The 14,610-nt window shown below is 52.7% G+C and carries 11 protein-coding genes; 4 read left to right on the forward strand and 7 right to left on the reverse strand.

The features are described 5' to 3' along the window. Window positions 1-166 precede the first annotated feature (166 nt). On the forward strand, window positions 167-1,195 hold the full coding sequence (locus tag J4614_RS02345) for a Mal regulon transcriptional regulator MalI (protein ID WP_000951918.1): 1,029 nt from the start codon (window positions 167-169) through the stop codon (window positions 1,193-1,195). A 57-nt stretch (window positions 1,196-1,252) separates the two neighbouring features. Here the strand turns inward: J4614_RS02345 and J4614_RS02350 are convergent, their stop codons facing one another. After that, window positions 1,253-2,761, reverse strand: coding sequence for a YdgA family protein (locus J4614_RS02350; RefSeq protein ID WP_000753340.1), 1,509 nt, complete (start codon window positions 2,759-2,761; stop codon window positions 1,253-1,255). Between the two features lie 102 nt (window positions 2,762-2,863). Further along, on the reverse strand, window positions 2,864-4,039 hold the full coding sequence (manA, locus tag J4614_RS02355) for a mannose-6-phosphate isomerase (protein ID WP_001170611.1): 1,176 nt from the start codon (window positions 4,037-4,039) through the stop codon (window positions 2,864-2,866). Between the two features lie 199 nt (window positions 4,040-4,238). On the opposite strand from manA, the gene fumB reads away from it, so the two are divergent. Together fumB and fumC are read left to right on the forward strand one after the other, a co-directional pair. Continuing rightward, window positions 4,239-5,885, forward strand: a complete 1,647-nt coding sequence (fumB, locus tag J4614_RS02360; RefSeq protein WP_023208198.1) for a class I fumarate hydratase — start codon at window positions 4,239-4,241, stop codon at window positions 5,883-5,885. Between the two features lie 167 nt (window positions 5,886-6,052). Then, window positions 6,053-7,456 carry a class II fumarate hydratase gene (gene fumC / locus J4614_RS02365; protein WP_000259117.1) on the forward strand — a complete coding sequence of 468 codons (1,404 nt, stop codon included), beginning with the start codon at window positions 6,053-6,055 and terminating at the stop codon, window positions 7,454-7,456. Here the strand turns inward: fumC and tus are convergent. From tus to rstA, 5 genes are all read right to left on the reverse strand, one after another. Then, the gene (gene tus, locus J4614_RS02370) at window positions 7,453-8,382 is read right to left on the reverse strand and encodes a DNA replication terminus site-binding protein (RefSeq protein ID WP_000092492.1); all 930 of its coding nucleotides are present in this window, start codon (window positions 8,380-8,382) and stop codon (window positions 7,453-7,455) included. The genes fumC and tus overlap by 4 nt on opposite strands. Before the next feature lie 75 nt (window positions 8,383-8,457). Beyond that, window positions 8,458-9,759 (reverse strand): two-component system sensor histidine kinase RstB, encoded by a 1,302-nt coding sequence (rstB, locus tag J4614_RS02375; protein ID WP_023208197.1) that lies wholly within the window; start codon window positions 9,757-9,759, stop codon window positions 8,458-8,460. A 110-nt stretch (window positions 9,760-9,869) separates the two neighbouring features. Beyond that, the gene (locus J4614_RS02380; protein WP_208293044.1) at window positions 9,870-11,576 is read right to left on the reverse strand and encodes an amidohydrolase; all 1,707 of its coding nucleotides are present in this window, start codon (window positions 11,574-11,576) and stop codon (window positions 9,870-9,872) included. 152 nt (window positions 11,577-11,728) lie between these two features. Continuing rightward, window positions 11,729-12,880 (reverse strand): porin OmpC, encoded by a 1,152-nt coding sequence (gene ompC, locus J4614_RS02385; RefSeq protein ID WP_203435440.1) that lies wholly within the window; start codon window positions 12,878-12,880, stop codon window positions 11,729-11,731. Window positions 12,881-13,358: 478 nt separating this feature from the next. Further along, complete coding sequence (rstA, locus tag J4614_RS02390) at window positions 13,359-14,090, reverse strand: two-component system response regulator RstA (RefSeq protein WP_001080048.1); 732 nt, start codon at window positions 14,088-14,090, stop codon at window positions 13,359-13,361. A gap of 126 nt (window positions 14,091-14,216) precedes the next feature. Here rstA and J4614_RS02395 point away from each other — a divergent pair, with 126 nt between their 5' ends. After that, window positions 14,217-14,552, forward strand: a complete 336-nt coding sequence (locus J4614_RS02395) for a GlpM family protein (RefSeq protein ID WP_000524877.1) — start codon at window positions 14,217-14,219, stop codon at window positions 14,550-14,552. The last annotated feature ends 58 nt before the right edge of the window (window positions 14,553-14,610 follow it).

The following is a 14,610-nucleotide window of genomic DNA, read 5'->3' on the forward strand; positions in this document are numbered from 1 at the left end:
ACTCCTTGTTAATAAAGGCCGGTGTCAGGTTATGATGGCGAAAAGATAAAACGTTTTATCAAATTTTAGTGCGGCATTAATCACATTACTGACCGATAATAACGCGTATAAAGATAACGGATAGGTAAAACGTTTTATCTGTCAGATTCTGGAGCGATTTGTTGACATGGCTATCGCCAAAAAAATCACTATCCACGATGTTGCGCTGGCGGCTGGTGTGTCGGTGAGCACCGTTTCCTTAGTGCTGAGCGGCAAGGGGCGAATATCGGCCGCGACCGGCGAGCGCGTGAACGCGGCAATTGAACAACTGGGTTTTGTGCGTAACCGCCAGGCGTCCGCGCTGCGTGGCGGGCAAAGCGGCGTTATCGGTTTGATCGTGCGTGATTTATCGGCACCCTTTTATGCCGAATTGACCGCCGGGTTAACGGAAGCGCTGGAAGCGCAAGGCCGTATGGTTTTTCTCCTGCACGGGGGGAAAGATGGCGAACAGCTAAATCAGCGTTTTACCATGCTGCTTAATCAGGGCGTGGATGGCATGGTGATCGCCGGTGCGGCGGGTAGTAGCGAAGCGCTGAGAGCGCAGGCCGACGCACAAGGAATTCCGGTGGTGTTTGCGTCACGCGCCAGCTATCTTGATGATGCGGATACCGTTCGGCCTGACAACATGCAGGCGGCGCAGCTCCTGACGGAGTACCTTATTCGTCAGGGCCATCAGCGCATCGCCTGGCTGGGAGGACAAAGCGCATCTTTAACCCGTGCGGAGCGCGTGGGCGGCTATTGTGCGACGTTGTTAAAATACGGTCTACCGTTTCACAGCGAGTGGGTCGTGGAATGCGCTTCCAGTCAGAAACAGGCAGCAGAAAGCATTACCGCGCTGTTGCGATACAATCCGACCATTAGCGCTGTCGTTTGTTACAACGAAACCATTGCGATGGGGGCGTGGTTTGGCCTGCTGAGAGCCGGACGACAGAGTGGCGAGAGCGGTGTCGATCGTTATTTCGAGCAGCAGGTGTCGCTGGCGGCGTTTGCTGATGTGGCGGAGAACGCCCTCGACGACCTGCCGATTATCTGGGCCAGTACGCCGGCGCGAGAAATAGGCTATACCCTGGCCGAACGAATATTGCAGCGTATTGCTCACGACGAGCACCATGTGCGGAGTCAAACGATAGCCGCTCGCCTGGTAACGCAAAAGTAGAGGCTGCGCGTCGTTCGGCGCAGACCGGGTGCAGCGTCGCGACACCCGGCAAGGCGATTATTGTTGAGGCAGCGCCGGAACGTCCGGAACGGAAAGCGCCGGCATTCCAAACAGGCCGACAAAGTCTTCCAACGGCATTTTTTGTCCGTTGAGCGTGATCTGGCCATTGGCGTACTGCAAACTGGAGGCGATAGTATTATCCTTCAGCGTTGTCAGTCGGAACATCTGACCCATTGCGGACAGCCCCTGCACCTGCTGTTTTGCCAGTTTTTCCGCATCATCCTGCTGATAGCCTTCCAGTTTTGCTATCTGCGTCATAAACTCGACCGCCATGTCCATCGGAATTGCCAGTTTCGCATCCAGCGATTTCACGGAGCGGTCGACTTCCTGCGCCAGCGTTTGTGGTTGTGCCGTTGTGGTTGCCGGATCTTTGAGGAACAGCGACAGATTCAGCGTGGTTTCCCCTTTGGCGTTTTTCCAGCTAAGCGGCGCCAGAGTCAGTACCGGATCGCCTTTTAACAGCACGGGGAGAGCGCTAAAGAACGCTTCAGTGACTTTTTGCTGATAAAGCTCAGGATTCTGCGCCACGTCCGGCTGATTCAACAGCGCCTGCGTTTGCGCATGATATTGCTGACTAAACTGGTGCCAGGCTTCGCCGTCGATTTGACCGACTTTCAGCGTTAATTTACCGCTGCCCAAATCCTGATTCTGCACTTTCAGGCTGTTAAGCGAGTAATCCAACTGGCTGTTAATGGTTTTTCCGTCGTTGACGAGATCGGACTTGCCGGCAATTTCCATCCCTTCCAGCACCGCCATCTCTTTACCCTCAATGGCGATGGACAGTTTATCCAGCGTTAACTTTTGGTCGCCTACACGCTCGCCAAAGCTTGCCAGCTTACTGGTACCGTCTGTTTTCAAATTATTAAAGGTGAGTTGGACCTTCTGATTATATTCGTTAACGGCATCGACCAGGCCGCTCTGCGCTTCGCCCGACAGCGAAACCACATTACCGTCTTTATCGGCGTTAAGCTGGAACTCGCCGCCGCTAAAGGCGACCTTTTCACCGGCATTCTCGTAGTTTAACGGCTTGAGAGAGATATCGGAGCGGGTATCGCCGCCATAACCAATGCGGGTATTGATAACAAAGGGCGCGTCGCCTTTCGCGATATCAAAGAGGGGTTTTGCCGCATCGTTATTCACCAGAGTGGTTTTTACCGACGCCATAGAAGGGATCAGATTGAGCGTTTTGAGCTGGGCGAGCGGGAAGGGACCATGTGAAACGGACTCGTCCAGCACAATGCTTTGCCCGGGTTTCAACCAAGTAGTGTCTGCGCCGGCAACCGGTTTGACAACCAGTTGCAGATGGCTACTGAACACGCCACGCTGGTAGTTTTGATAACTTAATTCGACACCGGCCTCCGGCGCAGTACGCTTGAGCTGTTCATTGGCCTGAGTCACCATTTCTGAAAGATGGTTCTCCAGCTTTTTCCCCGTATACCAGGCGCCGCCTGTCCAGACGATGCCAAGTGCAATTACTACACCTGCAGCTACCAGTGTTTTTTTCATATCAATTGTCCATAAAAATGAAACCAGGCGGATTAAACCGCCTGGAGGAGTTTTACGTCTGTTATAAGCTTAGCAAGAGTTGTTAAAAAATTCAGTACGTTGCTACAGCTTGTTATAAACACGCGCTAAACGGCCTGTGCCGCTGGCGTTAACCGGAGACTCATCCGCGCCGATAAAGGCCGATTCACCCGGCTTCAGTACCAGACGCTGTTCATCTTTACGTAACACCGCCTCACCCTCAACGCAGAACAGAATCGCGGCGCTGTGTTGGCCGATGCTCGTCTCCTGAAGCGCCAGGTCGTGCAGTGAAAAAGCAAAATCGTCAACCGGAATTGGGAAGTCCAGCTCCGCGCCACTTTTTACCGGGGCAGTCAGCAACTCGCTGGCAGGCTTAGGTTCGAACTTCACGTTCGCGACCAGCTCAGGGATGTCGATATATTTTGGCGTAAGGCCAGCGCGCAGAACGTTATCGGAGTTCGCCATGACTTCCAGCGCAACGCCCTGCAGATAAGCGTGAGGCGTTTCGGCAAACAGGAACATCGCTTCGCCGGGATTCAGTTTGACCACATTCAGCAACAAAGGAGAGAAAAGCCCGCTGTCGTCAGGATAATACTCTGAAATCACGCGGATCGTTTGCCACGGTTCGCCTTGCTGGCTGTTAAGCGCCGCTTTGAGTACGGCTAACGCGCGGGATTTTTCTTCGCCTTGCATATTCAACAGGCTGGCGAAAAGCTGGCTCAGACGTTCAGCGTTTGGCGCCTGCAAAAAGTGGGCGATAGCGGAATGCGCGCCAGCGACAGGTTGCAGTAAAGAGACAATGTCAGAAAATTCGCGGAACGCGTTCATCGCCAGGAAAGGCGTCAGGGCAAAAACCAGCTCTGGTTTATGGTTAGGATCTTTATAGTTCCGCTCTGCGGCATCCATGGGGATACCCGCCGCATTTTCTTTCGCGAAACCGATTTCGGAGTTGCGTTTATTCGGGTGCACCTGAATAGAGAGCGGCTGCGCGGCGCACAGTACTTTAAACAGAAACGGCAGTTCGCCGAAATGGTTGGCTACCGCTTCGCCCAGCATGGCGGTTTTATTCTTTTCGATGGCGTCACGCAGGGAGACGGTTTCGCCGTTGGCGGTGGTGATTCGCGAGCTGCTTTTGGGATGCGCGCCCATCCAGAGTTCAGCCATTGGCTGCTGCTGCGGATTGGCGATGCCATAAAGTTCCGTTAACGCAGTTTTACTTCCCCAGGCATAGTTTTGCACTGAGTTAATGAGTTTTTGCATTATCAAGCCCTGTTTCAATGTGGAGATCAATGGGAGGTATTAAACCAAGAAACCCGCATGAAGTAACCTCCGGGCGTAAAAAGTCGTACTTGTCTCAGTTTTTGTTAAAAAATTGTGTAGGATAGTGTTACTCGCTTTGAGTCGGGCAATGGAACACCTGCCCAGAGAATAACCATACCGAGCGGTAAGTGAGAGCACAATGTCAAACAAACCCTTCTTTTATCAAGACCCTTTTCCCCTCAAAAAGGACGATATCGAGTACTACTTGTTGACCAGCGAACATGTTTCCGTCGCCGAATTCGAAGGACAAGAGATCCTGAAAGTCGCGCCGGAAGCGCTAACGCTGTTGGCGCGTCAGGCCTTCCACGATGCGTCTTTTATGCTACGTCCCGCGCATCAGCAGCAGGTGGCGGATATTCTGCGCGATCCGCAGGCCAGTGAAAACGACAAATATGTCGCGCTGCAATTCCTGCGAAACTCCGATATCGCGGCCAAGGGCGTGTTGCCCACCTGCCAGGATACCGGTACGGCCATTATTGTCGGCAAAAAAGGCCAACGCGTCTGGACTGGCGGAGGTGATGAAGCGGCGCTGGCTCGCGGCGTATATAACACCTATATCGAAGATAACCTGCGCTATTCGCAAAACGCGGCGCTGGATATGTACAAAGAGGTCAATACCGGTACTAACCTGCCGGCGCAGATCGATCTCTACAGCGTCGATGGCGATGAATATAAATTCCTCTGTATCGCTAAAGGCGGCGGATCGGCGAATAAAACCTACCTCTATCAGGAGACAAAAGCGCTTCTGACGCCGGGTAAGCTTAAAAATTATCTCGTCGATAAGATGCGTACGCTGGGCACCGCCGCCTGTCCGCCGTATCACATTGCGTTTGTCATTGGCGGCACCTCGGCGGAAGCGAACCTGAAGACCGTTAAGCTGGCCTCGGCAAAATACTATGATGCGCTACCAACCGAAGGCAATGAACACGGGCAGGCCTTCCGCGATATTGAGCTGGAAAAAGAATTGTTGCTTGAGGCGCAAAATCTTGGCTTAGGCGCGCAGTTCGGCGGCAAATATTTCGCTCACGATATTCGTGTCATCCGATTGCCGCGCCACGGGGCATCGTGTCCGGTAGGTATGGGCGTGTCCTGCTCCGCGGATCGAAACATTAAAGCGAAGATCAACCGGGAAGGGATCTGGATCGAGAAGCTGGAGCGCAATCCCGGTAAATATATTCCTGAGGCGCTGCGCCAGGCGGGAGAGGGCGAGGCGGTGCGCGTTGATCTTAACCGTCCCATGAGCGAGATACTGCAACAACTGTCGCAGTATCCGGTATCAACGCGCCTGTCGCTGAACGGCACGATTATTGTGGGCCGCGACATCGCGCACGCTAAACTGAAAGAACGGATGGACAGAGGCGAAGGTTTGCCGCAGTACATCAAAGATCATCCTATCTATTATGCGGGGCCGGCAAAAACGCCGGAAGGGTACGCCTCCGGGTCGCTTGGGCCGACTACCGCAGGACGGATGGACTCTTATGTTGATCAGCTCCAGTCGCAGGGCGGCAGTATGATCATGCTGGCGAAAGGCAACCGCAGCCAGCAGGTGACCGATGCCTGTAAGAAACATGGCGGCTTCTACCTGGGCAGTATCGGCGGCCCGGCAGCCGTTCTGGCGCAGGGCAGTATCAAGCGCCTGGAGTGCGTGGAATATCCTGAACTGGGTATGGAGGCTATCTGGAAAATTGAAGTGGAGGATTTTCCGGCCTTTATTCTGGTGGATGATAAAGGTAACGATTTCTTCCAGCAGATTCAGTCATCGCAGTGCGCGCGCTGCGTTAAGTAATGTCGCCGCCCTGCGGGGCGGTAACATGATTCGCTATTTTGCCGGAGAACGGCGCAAGCGCCTTATCCGGTCTACACCGTTGTGTTGTTATCGTTAATACTCATAAGACCGCAAACATGTGAGCAATGTCGACACATGATCTCATCAACTTGAGTAAGGAGCAGGTAATGGTAACGGTACGCCGCGAGAAAGATTCAATGGGTGCGATTGAAGTCCCGGCAGATAAACTGTGGGGGGCGCAGACTCAACGTTCGCTGGAGCATTTTCGGATTTCCACGGAGAAAATGCCCGTCTCGCTCATTCACGCTCTGGCGTTGACCAAGCGCGCCGCTGCGAAGGTCAACCAGGACTTAGGGTTGTTGGCGGCGGAAAAAGCCAGCGCGATTATCCAGGCGGCTGATGAAGTGCTGGCGGGAAAACATGCTGATGAGTTTCCGCTGGCGATTTGGCAGACCGGGTCCGGTACGCAAAGCAACATGAATATGAATGAAGTGTTAGCGAACCGCGCCAGTGAAATTTTGGGCGGCGTTCGCGGTATGGAACGCAAGGTGCATCCCAATGATGACGTCAATAAGAGTCAAAGCTCAAACGATGTGTTCCCAACCGCCATGCACGTGGCGGCGTTACTGGCGTTGCGCGAACACCTTATCCCGCAATTATCCGCATTAACGGATACGCTTCGCGATAAATCCCACGCTTTCGCCGATATTGTCAAAATTGGCCGTACTCACCTGCAGGACGCGACGCCGCTCACCTTAGGCCAGGAGATTTCCGGTTGGGTAGCCATGCTGGAACATAACCTCAGACACATTGAGCACAGTTTACCGCACGTCGCGGAACTGGCGCTCGGCGGAACCGCAGTAGGGACAGGGCTTAATACCCACCCGGAATATGCCCGGCGCGTGGCCGAGGAACTGGCGACGATTACCGCGGCGCCGTTTGTTACCGCCCCGAATAAATTCGAAGCGCTGGCGACCTGTGACGCGTTGGTACAGGCGCATGGCGCATTAAAAGGGCTGGCGGCCTCGCTGATGAAAATCGCCAACGATGTTCGCTGGCTGGCGTCCGGTCCGCGTTGCGGCATTGGCGAGATTGCTATCCCGGAAAATGAGCCGGGCAGTTCCATTATGCCTGGTAAAGTGAACCCGACCCAGTGTGAAGCGGTAACGATGCTATGTTGCCAGGTGATGGGTAACGATGTGGCCATCAATATGGGGGGCGCATCGGGCAACTTTGAGCTCAACGTCTATCGTCCGATGGTTATTCATAATTTTCTGCAAACGGTGCGCCTGCTGGCCGATGGCATGGCGAGTTTCAATCAACACTGTGCGTCAGGAATCGAGCCAAACCGCGAGCGTATTACGCAGTTGCTGAATGAGTCGCTGATGCTGGTCACTGCGCTCAATACGCACATCGGTTACGATAAAGCGGCGGAGATTGCGAAGAAGGCGCATAAAGAAGGGCTGACGCTCAAAGCCTCAGCCGTGGCATTAGGATACCTTAGCGACGAGGAGTTCGACGCCTGGGTACGTCCGGAGTTGATGGTTGGCAGTATGACGCCGGGACGTTAATCCGCCACATACAGGTGCAGTCGCGGAATAATCAGTCGCAGCGGCTGCGCCTGTGGTTTAAAACGGTGCTGAATATTATCGGCGTCATAGTTTTCCAGCCCGCCAATATCCGGCACGCCTGCGCCGTTGTCCGTGTTGATTAATGCGATAATCGGCGTGGGGCAGGCGTGTTGCACCTGTTTCTGCTGGCCTTTATACCAGATGCGGGCGATCGGCTGTACTTTAACCGGACGCTTAATCTTGAGTCGGGCCTGCTGCGGTAAGGCAGCGATATCCTGATATTCCCGTTCCAGCTTGAATTGCCATTGTTCGCGCGTCCACGGCGGGACGCTGCGCGGCGACGCGAGGCTTTTTTTCAACTGGCTCAGAACCTCATCCCGGCTTAAATTTTTAATAATATGTTTATTTGCCCAGCCGAAACGTATGGTAGCGGGGTTATTGATAAGCGTCAGCGTGCGGTAAGCGTTCAGCGTAATTAAGCCGGGTAGATGCCGATGCACCCACTCAAAACGTGCCGCTGAGGGAAGACCGGACTCTACCGTAACCATCTGCTCGAAGGTGGTTTTCAACTGGTTAATGCGCTGTACCTGATTTTCCAGATCTAACTGTGTCGCATTATCCACTTGATAGCATAAGACGCCAGGCAGGCGGACGGCGGCTTTACTGCTGCGGTTTTCGGACTGCTGTTGAATAAACAAATGGCGATAGTGACGTAGCGCCAGCGCTTCGGCCTCTTTTCCCAGATGTTGCGTGACCTCGATAGTGTCCAGCGGCGCATGTTCCGCCTCTTTGGTCACCTGCGGCAGTGAAAAGACACGGGCGATAAGTAGCGAATGCTGCTGTAGATTATCCGTCAGCGCCGCCAGGTGTTGTTCTATCTGGCGAAAAGTGCCATTCAGGCGTTCAACGAGATCGTAGCGGGACATGGTATCACTCACTTTAGTTACAACATACTATCTGTATAGCACAGTTCCCGCCGCTCAACCAGCGTGCAAAATACGTCAGGCAGCGGTCATGTCGGGCATCGCGTGCCAGACCGGCCAGTGAAAGCTAAATTTTGCGCCGCCCAGTTCGCTCTCGTCACAGACGACGCTACCGCCCATCGCCAGGGCGATAGAGTGTACGATGGCGAGTCCAAGCCCGCAGCCGCCTGTCGCCCGGTCTCTACTGGGATCGAGTCTGACAAAAGGTTCAAATACGTGCTCTCGCGCATCCGCTTCAATGCCGGGGCCATCATCTTCGACTATCAACGTTGCCTGACTGCCGTCGAGTAACAGACTGACCTGAACGGTGGTACGACTGTAGCGCAACGCATTATTCAGCAGGTTATCCAGCACTCGCGACATTAACCGCATATCAAGCGCGCCATAATCGCCAATTACAGATGTGAGAAGGTTTACGGCACGTTCTGGGTTCACGCTCTGCACATCCTGCAAATGCACTAGCAACCAGGCGGGGAGGTCGGGTTCGGTCAACATCAGTTCATTTTGCGGTCGGTCAAGGCGCGCATAGGTGAGCAGTTCTTCAATCAGCGCTTCCAGTTGACCAATATCGCGATTGAGCGCCTGTGATTCCGGCGGTGTCAGATTTTCACTCATTTCAAGCCGATAGCGTAAACGTACCAGCGGCGTGCGAAGCTCGTGGGCGATACCGTCAATCAGCTGTTTTTTACTGGCGATCAGAGCATTAATGTTATCCGCCATCTGGTTGAACGCGACACCCAGACGTTCGAAACTGGAGCCATTATCGAAGTGCAGGCGTTCAGTCAAGTGACCCTCGCCAAAGCGCTGCGCGGCGGATTCGAGCCTGAGCATTTCTTGCCAGTGCGGGCGCATCCAGATAAACACAGGAAAGGCGAGAGAAAAGGCAATGAGCGCCATTAAAGCGATATCCAGCAGTCGCATTTGATGCAGGAAATAGAGATAGGGAACCGGGCCAACCGCCAGGACGTAATGGCTGCGCGGGATACGCTGAATAAAGGTGTATTGATCGTCAAGCGCGACGATATCGCCTTCACGCAGTCGCTGCGTGGTGGTGGCATCAAGCTTATAGTGATTTAACGGTTCAACGCGTAAATCGAAAGAGAGGTTCAGGTCCATCTCTTTTAACGTTTTCCCCCATTCACGCGGCGGAATTTCCCGCAGTTCGCTGCGCATCAGATAGAGCGAACTTTTCATCAGATCGTCGAGCGATTGCCTGCCCGCGCGTTCGGCAGTGAATTTGTACACCAGTCCGACCAATAAGGTCATGACCAGAAAACAGACGAACAGCAAAAGGTAAAACTGCACAAACAGCTTTTTCATCAACGCCCACCGGATCTCAATACATTAGCTCTATCGCGCGCTGACGAAAAAGATTTCCCGTCAGCGCCGCTGGTGGGTTATAAAAGCAGGCTTTGCGTCAACTGACAACCTCATTGTCCGGCGTTAAGGTCCGGACTTTCGTGAACAATGCGTCCATCGACAAGCGTCAAAACAGCGCGAATGGTATCAATTCTGTCTTCCGGCATCGTCATAAATGGCTGATTGAGTACCGCCAGATCGGCCTGTTTTCCGACGCTAAGCTGGCCCCGGTGTTGTTCGGCAAAGGCGAGCCAGACGGCATGACGTGTATATAACGCTAGCGCTTCCAGACGCGTGAGCCGCTCGCTGGCGGGTTTACGCACGGAACCGCCTGACGCTATACCGGTGATATGATATTCGATAGCGTGCCAGACACCGGCAATGCCAATACGCGTCGAATCGGTGCCGCCAGCTACGACAAGCCCTTTATCCAGCGCCAGTCGAACCGGCGGCGAATTGTCCGTCGCGCCGGGTGGATTGGCGTCACGGATGGCAAGCCCCTCAAAGTAAGGCCCCATTTGCACAGTGTATGCCAGGCCCAGCTTACGCATTCGCTCAAGCGTCTGTAGCGAACCGGTATTCAGATGCGCAATAGACCAGCGGAGAGGGCGCAGATCGTACTGCTGCGCTACCTGCTCAAAAATCGTCAATATCGCGTCGGCGCTGTCATCGGTATAGGCGTGGATCTCAAGCGGTATTCCCCGTTTTGCCGCAAGCGTCGCGACCTGGCGAAGCGCGGTTTTGTCCTGCTCTGAGGAAGAAAACCCTGGGGCCATCCGCACGCCGTCATTCATTCCGGCCACCAGGCTTTCTCCCAGACCAAGAAAAGCCAGTTGCCCGTCATCGGCACGCGCCGGGCGAAAGGCCATCAGGTTGCTGAACCACTGCGCTTCATGACCTTTCGCTTCCGGCTGTACCGGAATGCGATACCCCACGCGCAGCGGTAAATCCCCCTGGTTTCGCATTGCAAATAAAGGCTCATAAGCGGCGGCAGGCCCGGCAGAGGGATCAATGATGCCGGTCACGCCGCGAGCGTTCATATCAGCGAAAAATTGTCGCAGACCGCCCTCGCGATCGGCGTTACGACTTATGCTGGCAAAAAGCTGGTTAAACGCGGCGATGTCACCAAATAATTTCCCCGTGGCGCTACCTTTTGCGTCGCGCTCTACGCGGATTCCCGCTAAATCAGGAGGAGGGGTGTCGTTAAGGCCAAGTACGTCTATACCGCGCTGATTCACTAACGCATAGTCGTACAGATACTGAATATAAGCCGGATGATCGGGAAGGGCGTGGCTCAATTCGGCTACCGTCGGCGCCCGGTTTTCTGCAAATTGCGCCGGTATCCACGATCCCACTACGGCTACCCATTGATCGTGGGGACGACGGTTCGCGTCGGCGCGTAATTTATCCAGCGCGTCTTTAAGCGAAGGGCTGTCGTACCAGTAGGTTTCGAATGTCCAGGTTTGTCCGCCGCGAATGGCGTGGATATGGGTATCGGTCAGACCGGGTATCACGGTTTTACCCTGTAAATCGATGGTACGGGTATGGTCGCCGCGCCATTCATTTGTCGCCGTATCATCGCCAATCGCCACAATCCGCGAGCCGAAAATCGCCAGCGCGCTGGCCTGCGGCTGGGCATCATTCAGAGTGATGATATTACCGTTATGCAAAATAATATCTGCTGCCGGGCGGGCGGCGGTGGCTGCGCCTGTGGCCGTGAGCAGAAAGAGAAGCGCGGTTCTGGAAAGCAGAGGCGGGACGAGACTGATCATTAGCATGTTCCTTTTGTCGGGCGATAAGCAAACCATAGAGAGCGAACAAGAATTGTTCAATCTGTGCCCAGGGAACAGTGCGTTCTGTTTTTAGAACGGTGGTGATGAAAAAAGAAAAGCCCGCCGAAACGGCGGGCTTGAGAAGAATTAATGAATAATTAGAACTGGTAAACCATACCCAGCGCGACGATATCATCAGTGCTGATACCGGCATCTTTATAGAACTGGTCGTCATCATCCAGCAGGTTGATTTTATAATCAACATAGGTGGAGAAGTTTTTGTTGAAATAGTAGGTAGTCCCAACAGAAACATATTTAACCAGGTCTTTATCGCCTTTGGTACCAGCAGGGCTTGCTGCTGTGCCAGGCATATTCAGATCCTTACCTTTAGACATCAGGAAAGAAACTTCAGGACGCAGACCGAAATCAAATTGGTACTGTGCAGTTACTTCATAGTTCTGAGTTTTATTCGCTACGCATGAGCTGCAATCGTCATTGCCGTAAGGCGTCATATTACGGGTTTCTGAATACATTGTGGCCAGATAGATATTATTGGCATCATATTTAGCACCAACAGTCCATGCATCCGCTTTATCACCGCCAGCGGTAGAGTAATTAACCTGCTCATTAGTACGATCGGAAGTGGTATATGCCGCGCCGAAACTTACGCCCATACCCAGATCATAAGTTGATGAGATACCGAAGCCGTCACCGTTAGCGTTCTTCACGTTACGATCGCCGCCGTTATTAGTGCCTTCCTGCTCATGAGAAACCTGGTTTTCATTGGCACCCTGATATTGCAACGCGAAGTTCAGACCGTCTACCAGACCGAAGAAATCAGTGTTACGGTAGGTGGCCACACCGTTAGCACGACCGGTCATGAAGTTGTCAGCGTAAGTGTAGGAGTCGCCGCCGAACTCAGGCAGCATATCGGTCCAGCCTTCTACGTCGTACAGGACGCCGTAGTTACGACCATAGTCGAATGAGCCGTAGTCGCCGAATTTCAGGCCGGCGAATGCCAGACGAGTCCAGGAATTAGCGCCTTCGCCTTCGGTAGTGTTAGCCTGAACGTTATATTCCCACTGCCCGTAACCGGTCAGTAGGTCGTTAATCTGCGTTTCGCCTTTAAAGCCGACACGCATATAGGTCTGATCGCCATCTTTAGAAGAGTCATCAGAGAAATAGTGCAGGCCGTCTACTTTCCCGTAAAGGTCCAGTTTGTTGCCGTCTTTGTTATAAATTTCAGCGGCGTGTGCTGCGCCAGCAGCCAGCAGAGCCGGGATGACAAGTGCCAATACTTTTCTTTTCATTTTTTTATCCTTAAAAACTTAACTTATTTGCAAAAGATTGAACTTCTACAGATTCGTTGAATCAAAGGCATCCTAATCTGAATAATATTATTTCAGCAAATGCTAACTTTTCTTATATGTTATTAATTAATACAAAAGTTACTGTCGGAAACGAATATATTTATGGTGAATATATTTGTTGTTATATATTCATGATTATGATTTGTTTGATTTCACAATTTGCGAAAAAAGATGGCAATATAGCGGCGGGCAGACATTCTGTTATCAATTTTGTGAACTGGCTTCGAGTTTTTTTAATTTAATTTTCTTGAGCGAAAAAGACGTAATGATGAACCACAACGCAGAGAAAACGGTAATAAAGGGGCTGTTCCGACTAATAAAAATAGCATCCATGTATACAATGTCTGTTTTTTGAACAGTGGCGGTGATGAGCATCGCCACTATAGCTTGATAAAGGCAGGTAAAATCTGCAGCTAACTTATCCCGTCGTTTCGTCCCAGGCATGAGGGGCAAAAAGATAGCCTTTATTGCGAATGGTCTTTATACGATAGGGCTCAGCAGCGCTATCCAGCAGTTTCTTACGCAGGCGGGAAATCGCCACATCCACGCTGCGATCCAGACCATCATAATTGACGCCGCGCAGCGTTTTTAGCAACGCGTCGCGATCCATAATTTGTCCGGCGTGTGTCGCCAATTCCCAGAGCAATTCAAAATCGGCGGTGGAGAGCGATATGAAATCGCCGTTGAGCTGGACCGCCCGGTTTAGGGGATCGATGGTTAACGCGCCAAAACGCAGCGCTTTATGCGGCGTAAGCGCGCTCTCCTGAAGACTTTTTGCCTGTTGCGTTTGTTCGCTTTGCCGCAGGTGTAAGCGCAGACGCGCCAGCAAAACGGCCGGAGGCGTGGTTTTGAGGATGTAGTCGCAGGCGCCCATCTCCAGCGCCAGAATATGATTCATATCACTGTCCAGCGAAGTGAGCAGGACAATCGGGCCTTGCCAGCGGTGGCGTAAATCGCGGCATATCGTCATGCCATCTTTACCTGGAAGCATAATATCCAGTAAAACCAGATCGGGCTGAGTGGTGAGGATAAGATCCTCCGCCCGGTCACCACGCGGCTCAACAATGACATCAATATCATGTTTCGCCAGATAAGCGGCAATGAGAGAACCCACTTCAGCGTCGTCTTCAACAAATACAATGCGGTTCATATTATAAATGGAGAATAGAAAACGCCAACATACACCGCCTCTGTTTTCCCTTCCATAAATCTTTTCTAAACGAGAGCGGTTCCGTTATGCTACACGCTGTTGTTATTAGCGTGTTAAGGCAAGGTAATGGGACTCGTGATTAAAGCTGCCCTGGGGGCGCTGGTCGTCGTATTGATTGGTCTGCTGTCAAAAACGAAAAATTATTATATCGCCGGATTAATTCCTCTGTTTCCAACGTTTGCGCTTATCGCGCACTATATCGTGGCCAGCGAGCGGGGCATCGACGCGATGCGTACCACCATCGTCTTTAGCATGTGGTCGATCATTCCTTATTTCATTTATCTTGCAACGCTATGGTATTTCAGCGGCGTGATGCGCCTGCCCGTCGCGCTTGGCGGTGCGGTGGTCTGCTGGGGGCTAAGCGCGTGGCTGCTGATTTTTTGCTGGATTAAATGGCATTAATATTGGCAAAGACCGTGGTTTCCCCATCGTAATACAGACGGATATTACGATGGGGAGG

The sequence above is a fragment of the Salmonella sp. 32031103-2018-00083-FB-01-SM-01 genome (genome assembly GCF_017571995.1).
GTDB lineage: Bacteria > Pseudomonadota > Gammaproteobacteria > Enterobacterales > Enterobacteriaceae > Salmonella > Salmonella enterica.

Bases quoted from the DNA above. Each gene is read 5' to 3' on its own strand.
- tus (WP_000092492.1), bottom strand. From the start codon at position 8,382: ATGTCCCGCTACGATCTCGTTGAACGCCTGAATGGCACTTTTCGCCAG.
- rstB (WP_023208197.1), bottom strand. From the start codon at position 9,759: ATGAAAAAGCTGTTTGTGCAGTTTTACCTTTTGCTGTTCGTCTGTTTT.
- fumB (WP_023208198.1), top strand. From the start codon at position 4,239: ATGTCAAACAAACCCTTCTTTTATCAAGACCCTTTTCCCCTCAAAAAG.
- fumC (WP_000259117.1), top strand. From the start codon at position 6,053: ATGGTAACGGTACGCCGCGAGAAAGATTCAATGGGTGCGATTGAAGTC.
- J4614_RS02380 (WP_208293044.1), bottom strand. From the start codon at position 11,576: ATGCTAATGATCAGTCTCGTCCCGCCTCTGCTTTCCAGAACCGCGCTT.
- J4614_RS02345 (WP_000951918.1), top strand. From the start codon at position 167: ATGGCTATCGCCAAAAAAATCACTATCCACGATGTTGCGCTGGCGGCT.
- J4614_RS02395 (WP_000524877.1), top strand. From the start codon at position 14,217: ATGGGACTCGTGATTAAAGCTGCCCTGGGGGCGCTGGTCGTCGTATTG.
- rstA (WP_001080048.1), bottom strand. From the start codon at position 14,090: ATGAACCGCATTGTATTTGTTGAAGACGACGCTGAAGTGGGTTCTCTC.
- manA (WP_001170611.1), bottom strand. From the start codon at position 4,039: ATGCAAAAACTCATTAACTCAGTGCAAAACTATGCCTGGGGAAGTAAA.
- J4614_RS02350 (WP_000753340.1), bottom strand. From the start codon at position 2,761: ATGAAAAAAACACTGGTAGCTGCAGGTGTAGTAATTGCACTTGGCATC.
- ompC (WP_203435440.1), bottom strand. From the start codon at position 12,880: ATGAAAAGAAAAGTATTGGCACTTGTCATCCCGGCTCTGCTGGCTGCT.